At 37.3% G+C, this 15,056-nt stretch carries 17 protein-coding genes and 1 riboswitch; of the genes, 14 read left to right on the top strand and 3 right to left on the bottom strand.

Annotated features, from left to right (window positions below; translation table 11 throughout):
• Nucleotides 1-112 precede the first annotated feature (112 nt).
• A complete protein-coding gene (locus SAZ04_RS07570) occupies nucleotides 113-361 on the bottom strand; it encodes a ferredoxin (RefSeq protein ID WP_332693463.1) in 249 nt (82 codons plus the stop codon).
• Nucleotides 362-604: 243 nt separating this feature from the next.
• On the opposite strand from SAZ04_RS07570, the gene SAZ04_RS07565 reads away from it, so the two are divergent.
• The 5 genes from SAZ04_RS07565 to SAZ04_RS07545 all read left to right on the top strand — a co-directional run bounded on the left by SAZ04_RS07565 (nucleotide 605) and on the right by SAZ04_RS07545 (nucleotide 4,579).
• Complete coding sequence (locus SAZ04_RS07565; protein WP_332693460.1) at nucleotides 605-1,669, top strand: YpbB family protein; 1,065 nt, start codon at nucleotides 605-607, stop codon at nucleotides 1,667-1,669.
• Nucleotides 1,659-3,176, top strand: coding sequence for a RecQ family ATP-dependent DNA helicase (locus tag SAZ04_RS07560; RefSeq protein WP_332693457.1), 1,518 nt, complete (start codon nucleotides 1,659-1,661; stop codon nucleotides 3,174-3,176). The genes SAZ04_RS07565 and SAZ04_RS07560 overlap by 11 nt, the downstream gene beginning before the upstream one ends.
• Nucleotides 3,173-3,742, top strand: coding sequence for a CPBP family intramembrane glutamic endopeptidase (locus SAZ04_RS07555; RefSeq protein WP_332693454.1), 570 nt, complete (start codon nucleotides 3,173-3,175; stop codon nucleotides 3,740-3,742). Before SAZ04_RS07560 ends, SAZ04_RS07555 begins: the two co-directional genes overlap by 4 nt.
• A gap of 37 nt (nucleotides 3,743-3,779) precedes the next feature.
• Nucleotides 3,780-4,016, top strand: coding sequence for a hypothetical protein (locus tag SAZ04_RS07550; protein ID WP_332693451.1), 237 nt, complete (start codon nucleotides 3,780-3,782; stop codon nucleotides 4,014-4,016).
• Nucleotides 4,017-4,120: 104 nt separating this feature from the next.
• Nucleotides 4,121-4,579: a DUF2663 family protein gene (locus tag SAZ04_RS07545; protein WP_332693448.1), complete on the top strand. Its 459-nt coding sequence runs from the start codon at nucleotides 4,121-4,123 to the stop codon at nucleotides 4,577-4,579.
• Nucleotides 4,580-4,674: 95 nt separating this feature from the next.
• Here SAZ04_RS07545 and SAZ04_RS07540 read toward each other — a convergent pair whose 3' ends face one another.
• Nucleotides 4,675-4,902, bottom strand: coding sequence for a hypothetical protein (locus SAZ04_RS07540; protein ID WP_332693445.1), 228 nt, complete (start codon nucleotides 4,900-4,902; stop codon nucleotides 4,675-4,677).
• 695 nt (nucleotides 4,903-5,597) lie between these two features.
• On the opposite strand from SAZ04_RS07540, the gene SAZ04_RS07535 reads away from it, so the two are divergent.
• The 7 genes from SAZ04_RS07535 (at nucleotide 5,598) to SAZ04_RS07505 (ending at nucleotide 12,569) form a co-directional block, all read left to right on the top strand.
• Nucleotides 5,598-6,809, top strand: coding sequence for a M20 family metallopeptidase (locus tag SAZ04_RS07535; RefSeq protein WP_431308971.1), 1,212 nt, complete (start codon nucleotides 5,598-5,600; stop codon nucleotides 6,807-6,809).
• A 167-nt stretch (nucleotides 6,810-6,976) separates the two neighbouring features.
• Entirely contained in the window at nucleotides 6,977-7,366 is a 390-nt protein-coding gene (locus tag SAZ04_RS07530; protein ID WP_332693442.1) for a hypothetical protein, read from the top strand.
• Between the two features lie 43 nt (nucleotides 7,367-7,409).
• Nucleotides 7,410-8,150: a metallophosphoesterase gene (locus SAZ04_RS07525; protein WP_332693439.1), complete on the top strand. Its 741-nt coding sequence runs from the start codon at nucleotides 7,410-7,412 to the stop codon at nucleotides 8,148-8,150.
• Between the two features lie 213 nt (nucleotides 8,151-8,363).
• On the top strand, nucleotides 8,364-9,263 hold the full coding sequence (locus SAZ04_RS07520) for a MerR family transcriptional regulator (protein WP_332693436.1): 900 nt from the start codon (nucleotides 8,364-8,366) through the stop codon (nucleotides 9,261-9,263).
• Nucleotides 9,264-9,382: 119 nt separating this feature from the next.
• Nucleotides 9,383-9,982 carry a genetic competence negative regulator gene (locus SAZ04_RS07515; RefSeq protein WP_332693433.1) on the top strand — a complete coding sequence of 200 codons (600 nt, stop codon included), beginning with the start codon at nucleotides 9,383-9,385 and terminating at the stop codon, nucleotides 9,980-9,982.
• Between the two features lie 202 nt (nucleotides 9,983-10,184).
• Complete coding sequence (locus SAZ04_RS07510; RefSeq protein WP_332693430.1) at nucleotides 10,185-11,447, top strand: Glu/Leu/Phe/Val family dehydrogenase; 1,263 nt, start codon at nucleotides 10,185-10,187, stop codon at nucleotides 11,445-11,447.
• 150 nt (nucleotides 11,448-11,597) lie between these two features.
• On the top strand, nucleotides 11,598-12,569 hold the full coding sequence (locus tag SAZ04_RS07505) for a YpdA family putative bacillithiol disulfide reductase (RefSeq protein ID WP_332693427.1): 972 nt from the start codon (nucleotides 11,598-11,600) through the stop codon (nucleotides 12,567-12,569).
• A gap of 255 nt (nucleotides 12,570-12,824) precedes the next feature.
• On the opposite strand, the gene SAZ04_RS07500 is transcribed toward SAZ04_RS07505, so the two are convergent.
• The gene (locus SAZ04_RS07500; RefSeq protein WP_332693424.1) at nucleotides 12,825-13,793 is read right to left on the bottom strand and encodes an asparaginase; all 969 of its coding nucleotides are present in this window, start codon (nucleotides 13,791-13,793) and stop codon (nucleotides 12,825-12,827) included.
• A gap of 93 nt (nucleotides 13,794-13,886) precedes the next feature.
• On the opposite strand from SAZ04_RS07500, the gene prsW reads away from it, so the two are divergent.
• Both prsW and SAZ04_RS07490 read left to right on the top strand, forming a co-directional pair.
• Nucleotides 13,887-14,534, top strand: a complete 648-nt coding sequence (gene prsW, locus SAZ04_RS07495) for a glutamic-type intramembrane protease PrsW (RefSeq protein ID WP_332693421.1) — start codon at nucleotides 13,887-13,889, stop codon at nucleotides 14,532-14,534.
• A 63-nt stretch (nucleotides 14,535-14,597) separates the two neighbouring features.
• Entirely contained in the window at nucleotides 14,598-14,759 is a 162-nt protein-coding gene (locus tag SAZ04_RS07490) for a hypothetical protein (RefSeq protein ID WP_332693418.1), read from the top strand.
• 124 nt (nucleotides 14,760-14,883) lie between these two features.
• Nucleotides 14,884-14,988: riboswitch (SAM riboswitch) on the top strand.
• The last annotated feature ends 68 nt before the right edge of the window (nucleotides 14,989-15,056 follow it).

Genomic DNA, 15,056 nt, shown 5'->3' with positions numbered 1-15,056 from the left:
TATACTATATCCATTTGAATAATCGGATTTAAAAACAAAAAAAACAGGCTGTTGAGAACACTTTCTCAACAGCCTGAAGGTACCTCTTTAACAAGAGGTACCTTCAGACTAACTATTCAAACTTCAATGCATCTCCGTCAAATGACTCATCTGCTACTTTTATGGAATCTGTTGGACAGCCTTCTTGAGCATCGATCATATCTTCTTCTAGCTCTTCAGGAATTTTAGCTGTTCCTTTGTTGTCATCAAGGATGACAAACGCAATTCCTTCATCATCATAATCATAAATATCTGGAGCAGCAGCGCCACAAGCTCCGCATGCAATACATGTGTCTTTATCGACAATTGTGTATTTTGCCATTGTTTAAACCCTCCAATTTATTTGCTATCCGTGTCTAATCCGAATAGATATTTGCCAGAAAAGTATGATTTTCTACTGACCTATTGTAAAACGGAATGCAAAACTTTTCAACCAAATCATTTCAAGAATGAATAATTTTTAATGAGTTCATATTAGTAATTACCTTGTTCGTATAATTTACGCACTTAAAATACTGGAATTTGTTACAATAACAATATGATAATACGTGAGATGGTGATGGAAGTGGAAACAACAAGACAAGCAATTGTTGCAACCATACTAGATTGTTTTAAGGATGAAAGGACTATTTATGGAATTTTCCATTTATTAAAAGGGAAAAAGTCAGCACAAACAATTCAAGATGGAGCCTTTTTTGGAGTTCTTTCTTATTTCGGTTTGTTTCCAACATTAAAGCGCGATGAACTAGAAAAGGATATCAACAAGCTCATTTCGAATGGACAAGCGAGTTTAGTTGAACAAGATAAAGTGATATTGACAAATTCCGGAAAACAAAAGTTAACACAATTTCAAACGAAAAATCAATATATAGCTGACCTAAGAGGGTGGCAATACCATTCATATACTGAAGAGTTCTGGTTACGTATTAGTTTGTATGTTCAAGTCATTACACATATTGTTTCAGGAAATCGTCAATTTTATCCGATCACTCATCAATCAAGTGTACAACGATGGGTGAAAAAACACTTGCCAAAGTCAGCTGACGAACGGAAAGAAAAAAGAAATCACATATACGACGAATTATATGCTTTCCTTTCAAGATGCTCGGACATACAAGCAACGATTTTCGTTCAGCAACTAAGTGGGGAAAAGCGAGTTGGATTGACAAAACTACAGCTTGCAGAACAGCTAGGAATGGATGAAACAACAGTCAATCTTTATCATTTATCAACTGTACATCGATTACTAAATGAACTAAATGACAGGCAAGAAACATATCAAAATCTGTCTATTTTTGATCTGGGTTTAAAGAAATCGATTGTGTTAACGGAGTCAGCAAGGAAAACGTTTCATCTGTTTGAAAAAGGCCACTCTATCGAGTCAATATCTAGAAGACGCCAGCTGAAACAAAGCACAATTGAAGATCATATTGTCGAAATTGCGATTCAACACCCTCAGTTTTCAATCAGACCTTTTGTGTGTAAAGAATTAGAAGAACGAATTTTGCAAGTATCCGACATGCTTCAAACGAGGAAATTACGTGAATTAAAAGAACAAATAGGCTCGGAAGTGAGTTTTTTTGTGATTCGATTAGTATTAGCACGAAAGAAGGTGCAACATGGATCTTGAGCAACAGTTACAGCTACATTTCGGTTATGGGAGTTTTCGAATTGGTCAAAAAGAAGTTATACAGGCATTATTATCAGGTGAAGATGTAATTGCGATGCTCCCAACTGGAACGGGGAAATCGATATGCTATCAGCTTCCAGCTCTTCTTTCTAGTGGCACAACACTTGTTATTTCTCCTCTTCTTTCTCTGATGGAAGATCAGGTACAACAGCTGCGTAGTGACGGGGTAAAAGGCGTTATTGCCATTAATAGTTTTATGAGCAAAGACGATCGAGAAACCGCTTTGCGCAAGCTACACACATATAAAATCATCTACCTATCACCTGAAATGTTGCAAGTTGCTTTTATCCAAAAACAACTTGCTAAGCTCGTTATATCTTTATTTGTCGTCGATGAAGCTCATTGTATTTCACAGTGGGGTCCTGATTTCAGGCCTGATTATCTTAGGTTAGGTCAGATTAAGGAGTTGTTTGGAAATCCACCTTGCCTTGCCATAACAGCAACAGCAACGAGAGGAGTACAAGAAGATATTCGTGCCATGCTGTTAATGGGGCGACCTATCTATTTGATCTATTCTGTGGATCGGCCGGAGATCTCATATAGAGTTGAACATTGTGAAACGGTTCAAGCTAAAATTGAACGTGTCCAACAATTAGTCGAAACGCTTAACGGACCAGGTATGATATATTTTTCAAGTAGAATGTGGGCTGAGAATGTAGCCTCTCTCCTTAAGCGAAAGGGTGTTTTGCGTGTTGCATATTATCATGGCGGTTTAGCAACAGAAGATAGGCTGTTGATTCAACAACAATTTATGAATGGTCAGATTGATGTAATTTGTTGTACGAGTGCTTTTGGAATGGGTATTAATAAAAAAGATATTCGCTATGTTCTACATTTTCACTACCCTATAGAACTTGAATCTTACGTTCAGGAGGTTGGACGAGCAGCTAGAGACGGACAGCCGAGTGTGGCTATTTTACTTTACTGCATGGAGGATCGTGGCTTAGTTAATATGTTGCTTGAGAGAGAGCGACTATCTGATGAACAGTTGAAACAGTTATTACATACAGTAAAGATGTTCAACTTTCTTAAAGCAGGAGATGAACGTGTATTATTGGATCAAATTGGTTGTGATGAGATCACATGGCGTACGATTCGTTACCAGTTGGAAGCAAAAGGAGTTTTGCAAAAAGAACGGGTGAAATCTTTTTCAGTAGATGCTGTTTTTTGTAGAGTTCGAGAGGATGAGCAAGAACGATATCAACAGAAGCAAAAAAATCTTGAGCTTTTTTTACGGTGGATTCGAACGAATACGTGCCGAAGAAAAAGGTTATTATTATATTTTTCAGAGGAGTTGAACTATCAGCCAATGGATTGTTGTGATAATTGCGGTGCAACGTTAAAGCAGTTCCAAAAAACAAAAAGTGCCCAAGAGTCAGTATCTTTAAGAACGTGGAAAGAGACATTAGTAGACCTTTTTGGACAGTCTGATATAGCGAGAAAATGAAAAAACAAAGTGATATTGTAGCAGAACTCTCAGACAGAGAACTTATTATGAACGTCTACTTAACACAAGGGATAATGATTGGGTTGGCTCTTATCTCAGGTTTCATTGTTTTCGATCATTGGAGCGAATTTCAAGGCTTGTTCAAGCTTGATATTCCCCTTATTATGGTAGTAGGTGGAAGTGTCGCGTTTATCATTGTTTTAGTCGACGTCATATTAGAGCGGTACTTACCTAAATCTTGGATCGATGATGGGGGAATCAATGAGCGGGTATTTAAAAACATATCCATTCCCAACATAACGCTTCTCTGTTTCGTTGTAGCTGTGGCAGAGGAACTATTATTTAGAGCTGTCATACAATCAGCCGTTGGACTCGTGATTGCTAGTTTACTTTTTGCTGTCATACATTTTCGTTATTTACAGAAGCCTGTCCTTTTTATAAACGTTACGCTCGTTAGTTTCTTATTAGGGGCATTGTTTTATTTGACAGGGAATATATGGGTGACAATATTTGCTCATTTTTTAATTGATGTATCGTTAGGGATACTGATCCGACTAAAGTATTGAAAGAGCAATAACGATTAATTAATTTGGGAGAGTGATAATGATGACTGAAAATTGGAAGGAATATGATAATACAGATCAGTTTTCCGATCAAAGCGATTTATATGAACTTGATTTAGAAAAAAAGCCATCTTTACCACCAAGAAGTCGAGTTCATAGAAGATCTGAGAAGAAGAAAAAGAAATTCAATTTCTCGTTTCCGATCATTCGTTTGCTTTTGTTCTTATTTTTTCTATTGATCATCGCCGCCCTCACATCCCCTTATTGGTTACCGTAAATGCTTTTTATTAGTATGAACGACAATTGAAGTAAGTTTAATTCATTGATTTCCCTTCTAAATGATGTTCACCTTACATATAGTGAAGGGGGGGAGGTGAATGAATGAAGCTATTCAAAGAGTGGAATGTAGAGGCTCATTATGGTCCAGAAATCGTTAAGGTTATGCTTGAAGAACTAGTTACAAGAAAAAATAAACTTGAGAAAATGGAAAAGGCTAAACTGCGCTGGGCATTGTTTGTAATGTTATGCGTTGCCATCTTTCTGTTATTTGGATCAAGAGTGTTAACGAGTCAACAACTTTCATTTAATACAAATATTTTAGCTGCTATCATAGGCCATCCCCTTATCCTAGCACTTATGTTGCTATTATCAATCGGCTTTTTTCAATTACACTTTTTTGTAAAAAAAGTTAAAAAGGCCGAAAAAGAATTTGATGAGTTACGAGAAGAATTTATAGATAGAAGCTCAGAACTTTGGCCAAATGACACGGACTGGGAATCGCGGGAAGCTCTTTATTCATTTGTGAAAAAAGAACATGATATTAACCTTTATCATAAATAAATCATACAATAAAGGTCACTCATTTTTATTGAGTGACCTTTATTGTATGGTTGAAAAAAGGACGTTTACTATTCGTTTGTTCTAAATAATACATGCTAGCTTGTTTGTGGTAACGATGGTTGCCCGAAAAAAAGATAAGTTGATCGACAAAAGTCGTCGCCATGTATATGAATTTTCTCTTCATCAAATGCTTTAATTCGTCCAAAAGCAATTGTTTTGCCTTGTTTAAAGCAGAAAACTTCAACAGGAAGACCTAAACGGTGGTTTAAATCAAGGTCTTGGTTTGTCACGAGCGATTTGTCAGTTAATTTAGCTAAAATCAAGCACATCACTCCTAGTTGGGTTTAATTGTACACACCATTGAAAGCGTTTCCTTTTTGCTATTATCTTTAGTATAGCTCCAATTTACTAAATTTTCAATTTATTTGTTCGTTTTTCTAACATTTTTTTGTGGAAATGAGCAAATGAAAATTCGTGATTTTGTCACAATGTATTTTAATGGCTGATAATAATTATGCTACTATTTATATAGTGTAAATGTGACTTATTTCATGATATGATCCTGTAAGTTACTTTGTAAAAGGGAGTGGATGGAGTATGACAGCAGTTCAATTAGTCGCAATTCTAAGTATTGGGTTTACAGCAATAGCAATAGCTGTTTGTATGGCTATCTATATGCTTAAAGTTTCCGAGCATTCTCAGTAAAGTTGAAGTAGGAAGAGGCTGTCTCAAAAGGGTCAAACCCTTTTGAGACAGCCTCTTTTTTAAAAACTAAAATAGACCGGTTTGGAAGCCACTGAAAAAGGTTGCTTTTTAACTTTTTCAGTACTTCGATGAAGTAGCAATAACTCCGCACGTTGCACGCCTGAGGATTGAGAAATCTATTCATAGCAGCTCTTAAAACAATGCAAGGGCTACGCTGATAGCTATTATAAAAATATTTTCCGAACATTCTGTATGGTGGTTTTCTTTTCGGCACACGAAGAGTACAATAGTAAGAAAAAGGGAGGGGTATTTTGTGTTAGAATCGTTTTTGCATAGATTAGAAGAGTTATACCCTGAAATGGTTGAATTAAGACGAATGCTGCACGCTAGACCAGAACTATCTTTTCAAGAGGAGCAAACCCCTACAATGATTGCTGATTACCTTGAACGTTTAGGGGTTGATGTGGTGCGCGGTGTTGGTGGACGAGGAGTTGTTGGTTACATAAAAGGAGGGAAGCCTGGCAAAACAGTTGCATTAAGAGCCGATTTTGATGCATTACCTATTCAGGAGGAAACGGGCTTACCTTTTGCCTCAAAAACAGCTGGTGTCATGCATGCATGCGGACATGATGGACATACAGCAACGTTGCTAGTTTTAGCAAAAGTGTTAATGGAGCGTCGTGATCAATTAGCAGGGACGGTCGTCTTAATTCATCAATTTGCAGAGGAGCTTGCACCGGGCGGAGCCATTGAGATGATTAGAAATGGTTGTTTAAAGGGGGTTGATGCCATTTACGGAACACATCTTTGGTCAACGATGCCGCTTGGACAAATTGGATATCGGCAAGGCCCGATTATGGCGGCTGCTGATCGCTTTGAATTGGTGATTCGAGGTCGTGGTGGTCACGGAGCTAGTCCACACGAAACGGTAGATTCAATTGCTGTTGCCGCTAGCGTTGTTAGCCAGTTGCAACATATTGTAAGTAGAAACATTGATCCGTTAAAATCTGCTGTTGTTAGCATCGGGTCATTCCATGCTGGTGGAGCTTTTAATGTCATTGCTGATTCAGCGACAATTGTTGGAACGGTCCGAACATTTGATTCAGCTGTCCAAGACTTCATTGCTGAGCGAATTGAACAAATTACGAAGGGGATTTGTGAGGCAATGGGAGCAGAGTATTCTTTTAAATATAAAAAGGGATATCCTGCAGTTGTAAATGATCCTATTGAGACAGAGCATTTTGCACAAGTTGCCAAAAGTATTCAAGAAGAAAGCTTAGTACATGAAATGGAGCCGGTGATGGGCGGAGAGGATTTTAGTTATTATTTGCAACATGTTCCTGGAACCTTCTTTTTTACAGGCGCTGGGAATGTGGAAAAAGGAATTGTCTATCCTCACCATCATCCGAAATTTGATTTTGATGAAGGAGCAATGTTAATTGCAGCAAAGTGTTTAGGGAAAGCAGTTCTTGATTTCTTCAATCGAAATGAATATCCGATTCAGAAAGAAGAACAGCGATCTTAATGGTAAACGAAAATGAACGAGGAAAAGGGTTTCTGTTCACGATATATATGAAATTTATCAGACTTATCAGACTATGTCAGTCTGGTGAGCTTCTTTTATTAATATGGGTATACAACCCTTCTCAATCTACATACGTTGCATATATTTATGAGAGGGGAGGTGGGGAAGTGCTTGCATTGTGGGTTTATAAAAGAGTATGGCTACTTTTGGCCGCTTATGGTGGTATTTTAGGTTCACTTACTATGTTTCCAAACTCTCCTATATGGTCCTTATCTTCGTTTATTGGTGAAGTTATTTTCTCACCTTTTAAACTATTACTAGCTGTTTTTTTGTTTGTAGTCGGGTTTCTTGCTTACTCACTGTTTGTAAGAGATATAATAAGGATATGGAATCCTGATTACAAGGTTTCTTTACGAACACCACGTTTGTTATTTGTTATAATGGCAAGCCTTTCGTGGTTTCATTTATTGATAACAAACTGGCGAGTAGCTTTGTTCGCTTTAGTGTTGGCTTCTTGGTATGGTATTATGGATGTGAAATTTGAGAGCTATCGATAAGTTATCTTCATTCAGTTAAAATGAAAAAGAATAAGAGGGGCGCATGATGTTCTATATAATTGGTGTGCTATTTTTACTTATGTTATACATGATAATTGAAGCAAGACGGAATCGAATTAATGTTGCGAAACTTAGATTTAAGACGTTGCCTAAATCATTTGATGGTTATCGTCTTTTTTTTATTAGTGATGTGCACAGACGACTAATTCCAATTGTATTACTAAAAAAACTAAGGAAAAAAGTTGACTTAATGATCATTGGTGGTGACTTATGCGAAAAAGGTGTTTCACTTGCTCGTATTGAAGAGAATATTAAACATTTAACCGAGATAGCACCATGTATATTTGTTTGGGGAAATAATGACGAAGAAGTCGGAGTCGAAAACTTACAGAGAATATTTGAAAAGTATGGAGTCTTGGAACTTTCGAACTCAACAACATTTATTCGAGCAGGACAAGAACAAGTAGCGATAGTTGGAGTGGATGATATTGAAAGCGACAGAATAGCCTTTGATCTGCCACCAAGGGTGTTTGCTATTTTAGTATGCCACTTTCCAGAAATATCAGAGCAGTTACAAAGTAATCATCCTTTCTCATTAGTATTAAGTGGACACACTCATGGCGGCCAAATTAGGTTTTTAGGATTAGGCATCGCGAAAAAAGGTCAGTACATTCATACACCACAATATGTGCAGTTGATTAGTAACGGATATGGAACAACAGGAATTCCAATGAGACTAGGCGCTCCAGCTGAAACACATTTAATTCATCTAGAACGAGAGTAGTAGTTATCAAAAGTTTACAACTGAACTGTCGATTCGCTATACTTAAAACTAGTAATAATGAACGGGGAATAAAGATGTTAAATAAGGTGTATTCATAAGTGGATGCAATGGCTCCGGACACTGCTTTAAGGTTATTCAACAAGGGGAAAACTGTCCTTTGAACAATCTCTATTAAGTAAGGACTTGATTGCTTTGTCTTTAGGAGGAAAGAATATGACTTCAAAAGAGGGGAAATATAACATAAAGGCGATCTCAACGATGCTTAAAATCCAAGCAGGTACACTACGAGCTTGGGAACGTCGTTATCATATTATTGAGCCAGTTCGAAATGCTGCAGGGCATAGACTTTATTCTGATGAACATGTTGCTATTTTAAAATGGTTAATTGATAAGGTTAATAAAGGGTTTACAATTGGACAAGCAGTTGATTTGTTTGAAAAAGACCATGTTGTACTTCAGCGGAATGAACCAACGTATCATGAAGATTATTCTGTGCAATTATCTAACGAAATTTTAGAAGCGTTACTTTCTTTTCAAGAGAATAAGGCCAATCAGCTTCTTAATCAAGCATTTAGTATTTTCAGTATTGATAAAGTTACCATCGATATACTCGGTGCATTGCTTGTGAAAATTGGTCATTTGTGGGAAGGAAAACAAATCACTGTCGCTCATGAGCATTTTGTAACTTCTTTTCTTCGCACAAAAATAGGAATGATTTTTCATGGAATCCCAATTAACGGATTTAAGCCTAAAGTAGTTGCTGTATGTGGTCCAAACGAAACGCATGAGTTAGGTCTTTTAATTTTTACGCTTTTTTTAAGGCGAGAAGGATTTGAAGTTGTCTATCTTGGCTCAGGAATTCCTGCAACTGATATTCAACTGGTAATTAGAGAAGTCGATGCTCAGTTGTTTTTTACTTCTTGTACGATGGATAAAAACCTAGAGTCAACCTTAAATCTTCTAAACCAGTTACAGGACACCTTCGTGCATCTTGTTATTGGTGCTGGAGGGTGTGCATTTGATCATCTTGGAGAGGATCAAAGATCTACATATGGAAAATATCTAGTTGGAAAAACAAAACACGACTGGGAGAATTGGATAAATTTAAATTAAATTCGTAATTTCTAGTCTTGTGTATCGAACCTTCTTTTCTGTCCTCTCATATTGTGTAGTAAGACGATTTTTGACGGACTGAGCAACTTAATAGGACGTTCTAATAAGGAGGGTTTTATATGCGTCTTGAACGATTGAATACTAATAAATTTAAAGCATTCTTAACTTTTGATGATATGCGTGAAAGAGGATTGACGAAAGAAGATCTTTGGCAGGACTTACCAAAAGTACATGATTTGTTCCGTGACATGATCCTTGAAGCTGATGATGAATTAGGATTTAAAGTCGATGGTCCAATTGCTGTAGAAGTATATGCAATGCCTGCTCAAGGTATGGTGATTATTGTATCCAAGAGTATAGGCGATGAGGAGTTTGATGAAGAAGGCTTTGAAGAAGGATATATCGAAATGCAAGTAACGCTTGATGAAACGGAAGATATTTTCTATGAGTTCGCTGATATAGAAGATGTCATTGCAGCCTCATCAAGATTATATCCTTTTGGTATTCAAGGTGGAACACTATATTCTTATAAGAATCAGTATTATATTAAATTTGAAGAATTTGATGTTGATGTAGTTGATGAAGATTCTTTTGTTGCTCTTTTGTCAGAATTCGGAAGTCCCTCTACTGTTTCTTCTTACTTAGTAGAAGAATATGGGAAGCGTTTAATGAAATATGACGCAATCCTTGAACTATACAGTACGTTCATAAAAAAATAGGACTGATGATTTGTTGTCAGTTCTTTTTTTTATCAACACCTAAACATGGTCACTAGAACGTTCCTTATCCATGTTTTGCTGTTCATACCGTTTTAATGAATTCTTTGTTAAAAACTTTACATTAATGCTGGAAAAATTGAAGTCGTTTCATTATAGTAAGAAGTGATTAAAGCTTTAATACCATTATTGAGGTGAAAAGGGAATGGCAGAAAAGAAACAGCAAGCAGAACAATTAGATGTGCTTGCCTCGACACAAAGTGTCATTAAGATAGCGCTGGACAAGCTTGGTTACCCAGAAGAAATGTATGAATTAATGAAGGAACCGATTCGTATGTTAACTGTCAGAATTCCGATTCGTATGGATAATGGGTCTACAAGGATTTTTACGGGTTTTCGCGCTCAACACAATGATTCGGTTGGACCAACAAAAGGTGGGGTGAGATTTCATCCTAATGTAACTGAGAAAGAGGTCAAAGCCCTCTCGATTTGGATGAGTCTGAAAGCTGGAATTGTTGATCTACCTTATGGTGGTGGAAAAGGGGGGATCATTTGTGATCCGCGTGAAATGTCGTTCCGTGAGCTTGAACGTGTTAGTCGAGGGTATGTTAGGGCGATTAGCCAAATCGTTGGTCCAACAAAAGATATTCCTGCACCTGATGTATTTACGAATTCTCAAATTATGGCTTGGATGCTTGATGAGTATAGTCGCATTCGTGAATTTGATTCGCCTGGATTTATTACGGGAAAGCCTCTTGTATTAGGTGGTTCGCATGGTCGTGAATCGGCAACAGCTAAAGGGGTCACCATCTGCATTCGTGAAGCAGCAAAAAAGAAAGGCATTGACATTGAAGGAGCGCGAGTGGTCATTCAAGGTTTTGGGAATGCAGGGAGCTTTTTGGCGAAGTTTATGCATGATGCTGGTGCAATAGTAATTGGGATTTCCGATGCATATGGTGGTCTACATGATCCAGAAGGGTTGGATATTGATTATTTACTTGATCGGCGTGATAGTTTTGGAACGGTTACAAAACTATTTAGAGAGACGATTTCTAATGAGGAACTTCTTGAATTAGACTGTGATATTTTAGTGCCCGCAGCAATTGAAAATCAAATTACAGAAAAAAATGCTTATAGTATTAAAGCTTCTATAGTTGTAGAAGCGGCAAATGGTCCAACAACTATGGAAGCAACAAAGATTTTAACCGATCGTGAAATTCTTCTTGTTCCAGATGTACTAGCTAGTGCTGGGGGAGTCACCGTGTCTTATTTTGAGTGGGTTCAAAATAACCAAGGTTATTACTGGACAGAAGAAGAAGTAGAAGGGAAATTGGAATCAGTTATGGTTGGTTCTTTTGATAATATTTATAACTTAGCAAAAACACGTAAGGTCGACATGCGTTTAGCTGCGTATATGATTGGTGTGCGTAAGATGGCTGAAGCATCTAGATTCCGTGGCTGGGTGTAAATTTATTTAAATATGGCAAGAGGGAGACTTAAATGAAGACTCTTCCCAGGAAAAGAAATTCATCAGTGAAGTTAAGGTATTGTTCATTACTGATGACCTGTGAGGATATCTATTTTTGAGTCGCCCTCTTTTGTGTAAAGAGGTGGATGTATGATTAAAGAAGAGGTTATTATTGTCGGTGGAGGTCCTTGTGGGCTTGCGGCAGCCATCGCTTGTATGGAACAGGGACTACAGCCACTTGTTATTGAGAAGGATAATGTTGTCAGTGCTATTCATCGTTATCCGACACACCAAACGTTTTTTAGTACGAGTGAAAAGCTTGAGATAGGTGGAGTTCCATTTGTTGTTGAGGAACGAAAGCCGAAACGGAATCAGGCTCTTGTCTATTATCGTGAGGTAGTGAAGAGGAAAGAAATCCGAGTTCAAGCATATGAACAAGTCAAAGTCGTTAAAAAGCAAGAAAATGGTGATTTTTACATAGCTACCACATTAGCGGAATATGAAGCAACAAATGTTATTATAGCAACGGGTTATTATGATTCACCGAATATGCTGGAAGTGCCAGGAGAAAAGCAAAGCCACGTCCTCCATTATTTTAAAGAGGCTCACCCCTATTTTGATATGGACGTTGTCGTAATTGGTGGCAAAAATTCAGCAGTTGATGCGGCCCTTGAATTAGAAAAAGCGGGAGCACATGTCACGAATCTATATCGAGGTAGTGAGTATTCTAGCAGTGTAAAACCTTGGATTCTACCTGAGTTTGAAGCACTTGTTCGTCACGAAAAAATAAAGATGGAATTTACCGCAGAAGTACTCGAAATAAGAGAAAATGTAGTGATTTATAAAAAAGGAGAAGATGTGTACCAAGCTAAAGCACAATTTGTTTTTGCGATGACAGGGTATCATCCAAATCATACGTTTCTACGAAAAATGGGCGTATTGGTAGATGAGCATACAGGTCGTCCAACTTTTCATCCTGAAACGATGGAAACAAATGTAGAAGGACTTTATATTGCGGGTGTTATTGCAGCCGGAAATAATGCAAATGAAATCTTTATCGAAAATGGACGATTCCACGGTGAGCACATTGCAAAAGCAATTAAAGCGAATAAAAAGGTTTAAAACTGTTTATGACATATAGTCAATATCTGTAAGGGGGATCAAAAGGGTAAAAAACTACCTTTTGATCCCCTTTTTAAAAGATAAGAAAAATGAAATATAACAGAATTTAATGAAGCGTGAAATCCTATTCAAGGGCGTGAAATGGCTTCGCACGCTGCGTGTCGAACGACTACTGTTACCCACTTGTCGTTCATCTTAAAAAGAGGCAACGGTTCAGCTCAGTGCTTCTAAGAAAAGACAGCTTTGCAGTTTTTCTTATTTGTAGAATAATTCTTGGATTGTCGTTCGATTTGTTGTTTGTTCTAATACGACCATTAGTTTTAATCTTGCTTTTTGACCATTTAATCCATTTGTAAAAATGACACCCATATCCTTTAACGTACGACCTCCGCCCTCATATGCATAAATATCTTGAACGACTCCATTGAAGCAGCGAGAGACTAAGACGACAGGAATGTCTCGATTAATCAAACGGTTCAATGCAGGCACAATAGTTGGGGGGACGTTTCCTTGACCGAAGGCTTCGATAACAAGCCCATCTATGTGTGTTGATGCAATAGCGTCAACGATCGAATGATCCATACCAGTATAAGTTTTTAATAATGCCACCTTTTTTGTTATCTTCTTAACCGGGTAACATTCTCGCTTCGAAAGGGTGTGATGAAAGAAGACACCACGTTTTGTGACAATTCCAATCGGTCCATATTGTGGACTTTGAAAAGTAGCAATGTTACTTGAATGTGTTTTTGTTACGTTTTTTGCTGTGTGGATCTCATCATTCAATACGACGAGTACACCTTTACCTTGTGCATCTTCATTTGCTGCAACTCTTACAGAAGCTATTAAATTATGAGGGCCGTCAGCGCCAAGTTCGTTACTTGAACGCATAGCTCCAGTAATGATAACGGGAATATTCCAATCAAGTAAAAGGTCAAGTAAATAAGCTGTTTCCTCAAGTGTATCCGTTCCATGTGTGACAACAATACCGTCTAAATGATCTTCTTTTACTCTTTCTTTTAAGCGTTCTGCAAGATCAATCATTAAACTAGGGGTCATATGTGGTGATGGAATATTCAAATAATCGTCAACGATAACAGAGGCGATGCTTGATAGCGATTCGATAGTGGAATATAATGGATTTATCAAGTTTGGTTGCACGGCTCCTTGCTCATTTTCTTGCATCGCAATTGTGCCACCTGTATGTAAAACGAGAATTTTTTTCAAAAAGCACACCTCAAATTTAAGTTTTATAGAATAATATCATACCAGCTTAGAAATTAATTTTAAAGAGTAAAGCAATGGGAAAGGAAGAGCAAGTTGTTTGCAATTGTAACAGCAGCAATCGCTCCAGGAATGGCATTATTATCTTATTTCTATCTACGTAACCATTATACCACGAGTACAATAGCACTAGTATTTAGAACATTTTTGATAGGTGTGCTACTCGTTTTCCCAGTAATGGTCTTGCAATATGCGTTTACAACTGAAGGATATTTTAGTAATCCGTTCTCTAGGGCATTTATTTTATATGGGTTCGTGGAAGAGTTTTTCAAGTGGTTTCTTCTTTGGGTTTTTGCGTATCAACATGCAACTTTTGCGAGACGCTATGACGGAATTGTATTTGGTGTGTCGCTCTCGTTAGGATTTGCCACATTAGAAAATGTATTTTATTTAATAGCTAATGGACTTGAGACAGCATTTGGTCGAGCACTGCTTCCGGTTTCAAGCCATGCTCTATTTGGTGTTATAATGGGATACTATTTAGGAAGGGCGAAAATAGAAGGACAACAACGAGTGAAACATTTGACGTTGTCCCTTTGTTTTCCTATCATATTACATGGCGTATACGATTCTATTTTTATTGTATTTGATATGTATTTTTTAATTGGGTTGATTCCGTTTATGTTAGTACTATGGTGGGTAGCTTTAAATAAGGTAAAACGAGCTCACCATTTAGACGAATAATGAAAGAGTGAGTGATAAATAGTAATGGGGATAAGTGCATATTTATAGTAAAGGGTGATGATTATGGCAGAAGGACGTTATCGTATTGTTATTCGTTGTCCTGTTTGTGGCGAGAAATACATTTTACGTGGGAGACGAAACGAGAATGGAGAGTATGAGACTGGTTTTAAGCGTTGTGTTTGTGGGAATGAGGAGAATTTAAATATTGATGCAACACTAGAATAATTGGTAGTGTTTATAAAGGGATGATAACTAAATCTTGTATGAAAAAGCTTTTTTAGAAATTTTCACTTGCAAAATTGTATGAATTGTTGTAATTTTGATTAAACGCAAAAAACAATATTTGAATTTCTTATCAAGAGAGACGGAGGGACTGGCCCTATGATGTCTCAGCAACCAGCCTTTATAGGTCAGGTGCTAATTCCATCAAGTCTTTTGGCTTGAGAGATAAGAAGAAGTGAATGATTTATAAAAACCACCTTCTTCTTATATAATGAGGGTGGTTCTTTTTGTAGAAGATGA

This window comes from Halalkalibacter lacteus (genome assembly GCF_036663595.1).
GTDB classification, from domain to species: domain Bacteria; phylum Bacillota; class Bacilli; order Bacillales; family Bacillaceae_D; genus Halalkalibacter; species Halalkalibacter lacteus.
The sequence above is the reverse complement of the archived record's forward strand: the minus strand, read 5'-3'. Positions and strand labels throughout refer to the sequence as shown.

Excerpts from the sequence above, each read along its gene's own strand:
- SAZ04_RS07570 (WP_332693463.1), bottom strand. The coding sequence starts at position 361 with ATGGCAAAATACACAATTGTCGATAAAGACACATGTATTGCATGCGGA.
- SAZ04_RS07560 (WP_332693457.1), top strand. The coding sequence starts at position 1,659 with ATGGATCTTGAGCAACAGTTACAGCTACATTTCGGTTATGGGAGTTTT.
- SAZ04_RS07555 (WP_332693454.1), top strand. The coding sequence starts at position 3,173 with ATGAAAAAACAAAGTGATATTGTAGCAGAACTCTCAGACAGAGAACTT.
- SAZ04_RS07550 (WP_332693451.1), top strand. The coding sequence starts at position 3,780 with ATGATGACTGAAAATTGGAAGGAATATGATAATACAGATCAGTTTTCC.
- SAZ04_RS07545 (WP_332693448.1), top strand. The coding sequence starts at position 4,121 with ATGAAGCTATTCAAAGAGTGGAATGTAGAGGCTCATTATGGTCCAGAA.
- SAZ04_RS07525 (WP_332693439.1), top strand. The coding sequence starts at position 7,410 with ATGATGTTCTATATAATTGGTGTGCTATTTTTACTTATGTTATACATG.
- SAZ04_RS07520 (WP_332693436.1), top strand. The coding sequence starts at position 8,364 with ATGACTTCAAAAGAGGGGAAATATAACATAAAGGCGATCTCAACGATG.
- SAZ04_RS07515 (WP_332693433.1), top strand. The coding sequence starts at position 9,383 with ATGCGTCTTGAACGATTGAATACTAATAAATTTAAAGCATTCTTAACT.
- SAZ04_RS07510 (WP_332693430.1), top strand. The coding sequence starts at position 10,185 with ATGGCAGAAAAGAAACAGCAAGCAGAACAATTAGATGTGCTTGCCTCG.
- SAZ04_RS07505 (WP_332693427.1), top strand. The coding sequence starts at position 11,598 with ATGATTAAAGAAGAGGTTATTATTGTCGGTGGAGGTCCTTGTGGGCTT.
- SAZ04_RS07490 (WP_332693418.1), top strand. The coding sequence starts at position 14,598 with ATGGCAGAAGGACGTTATCGTATTGTTATTCGTTGTCCTGTTTGTGGC.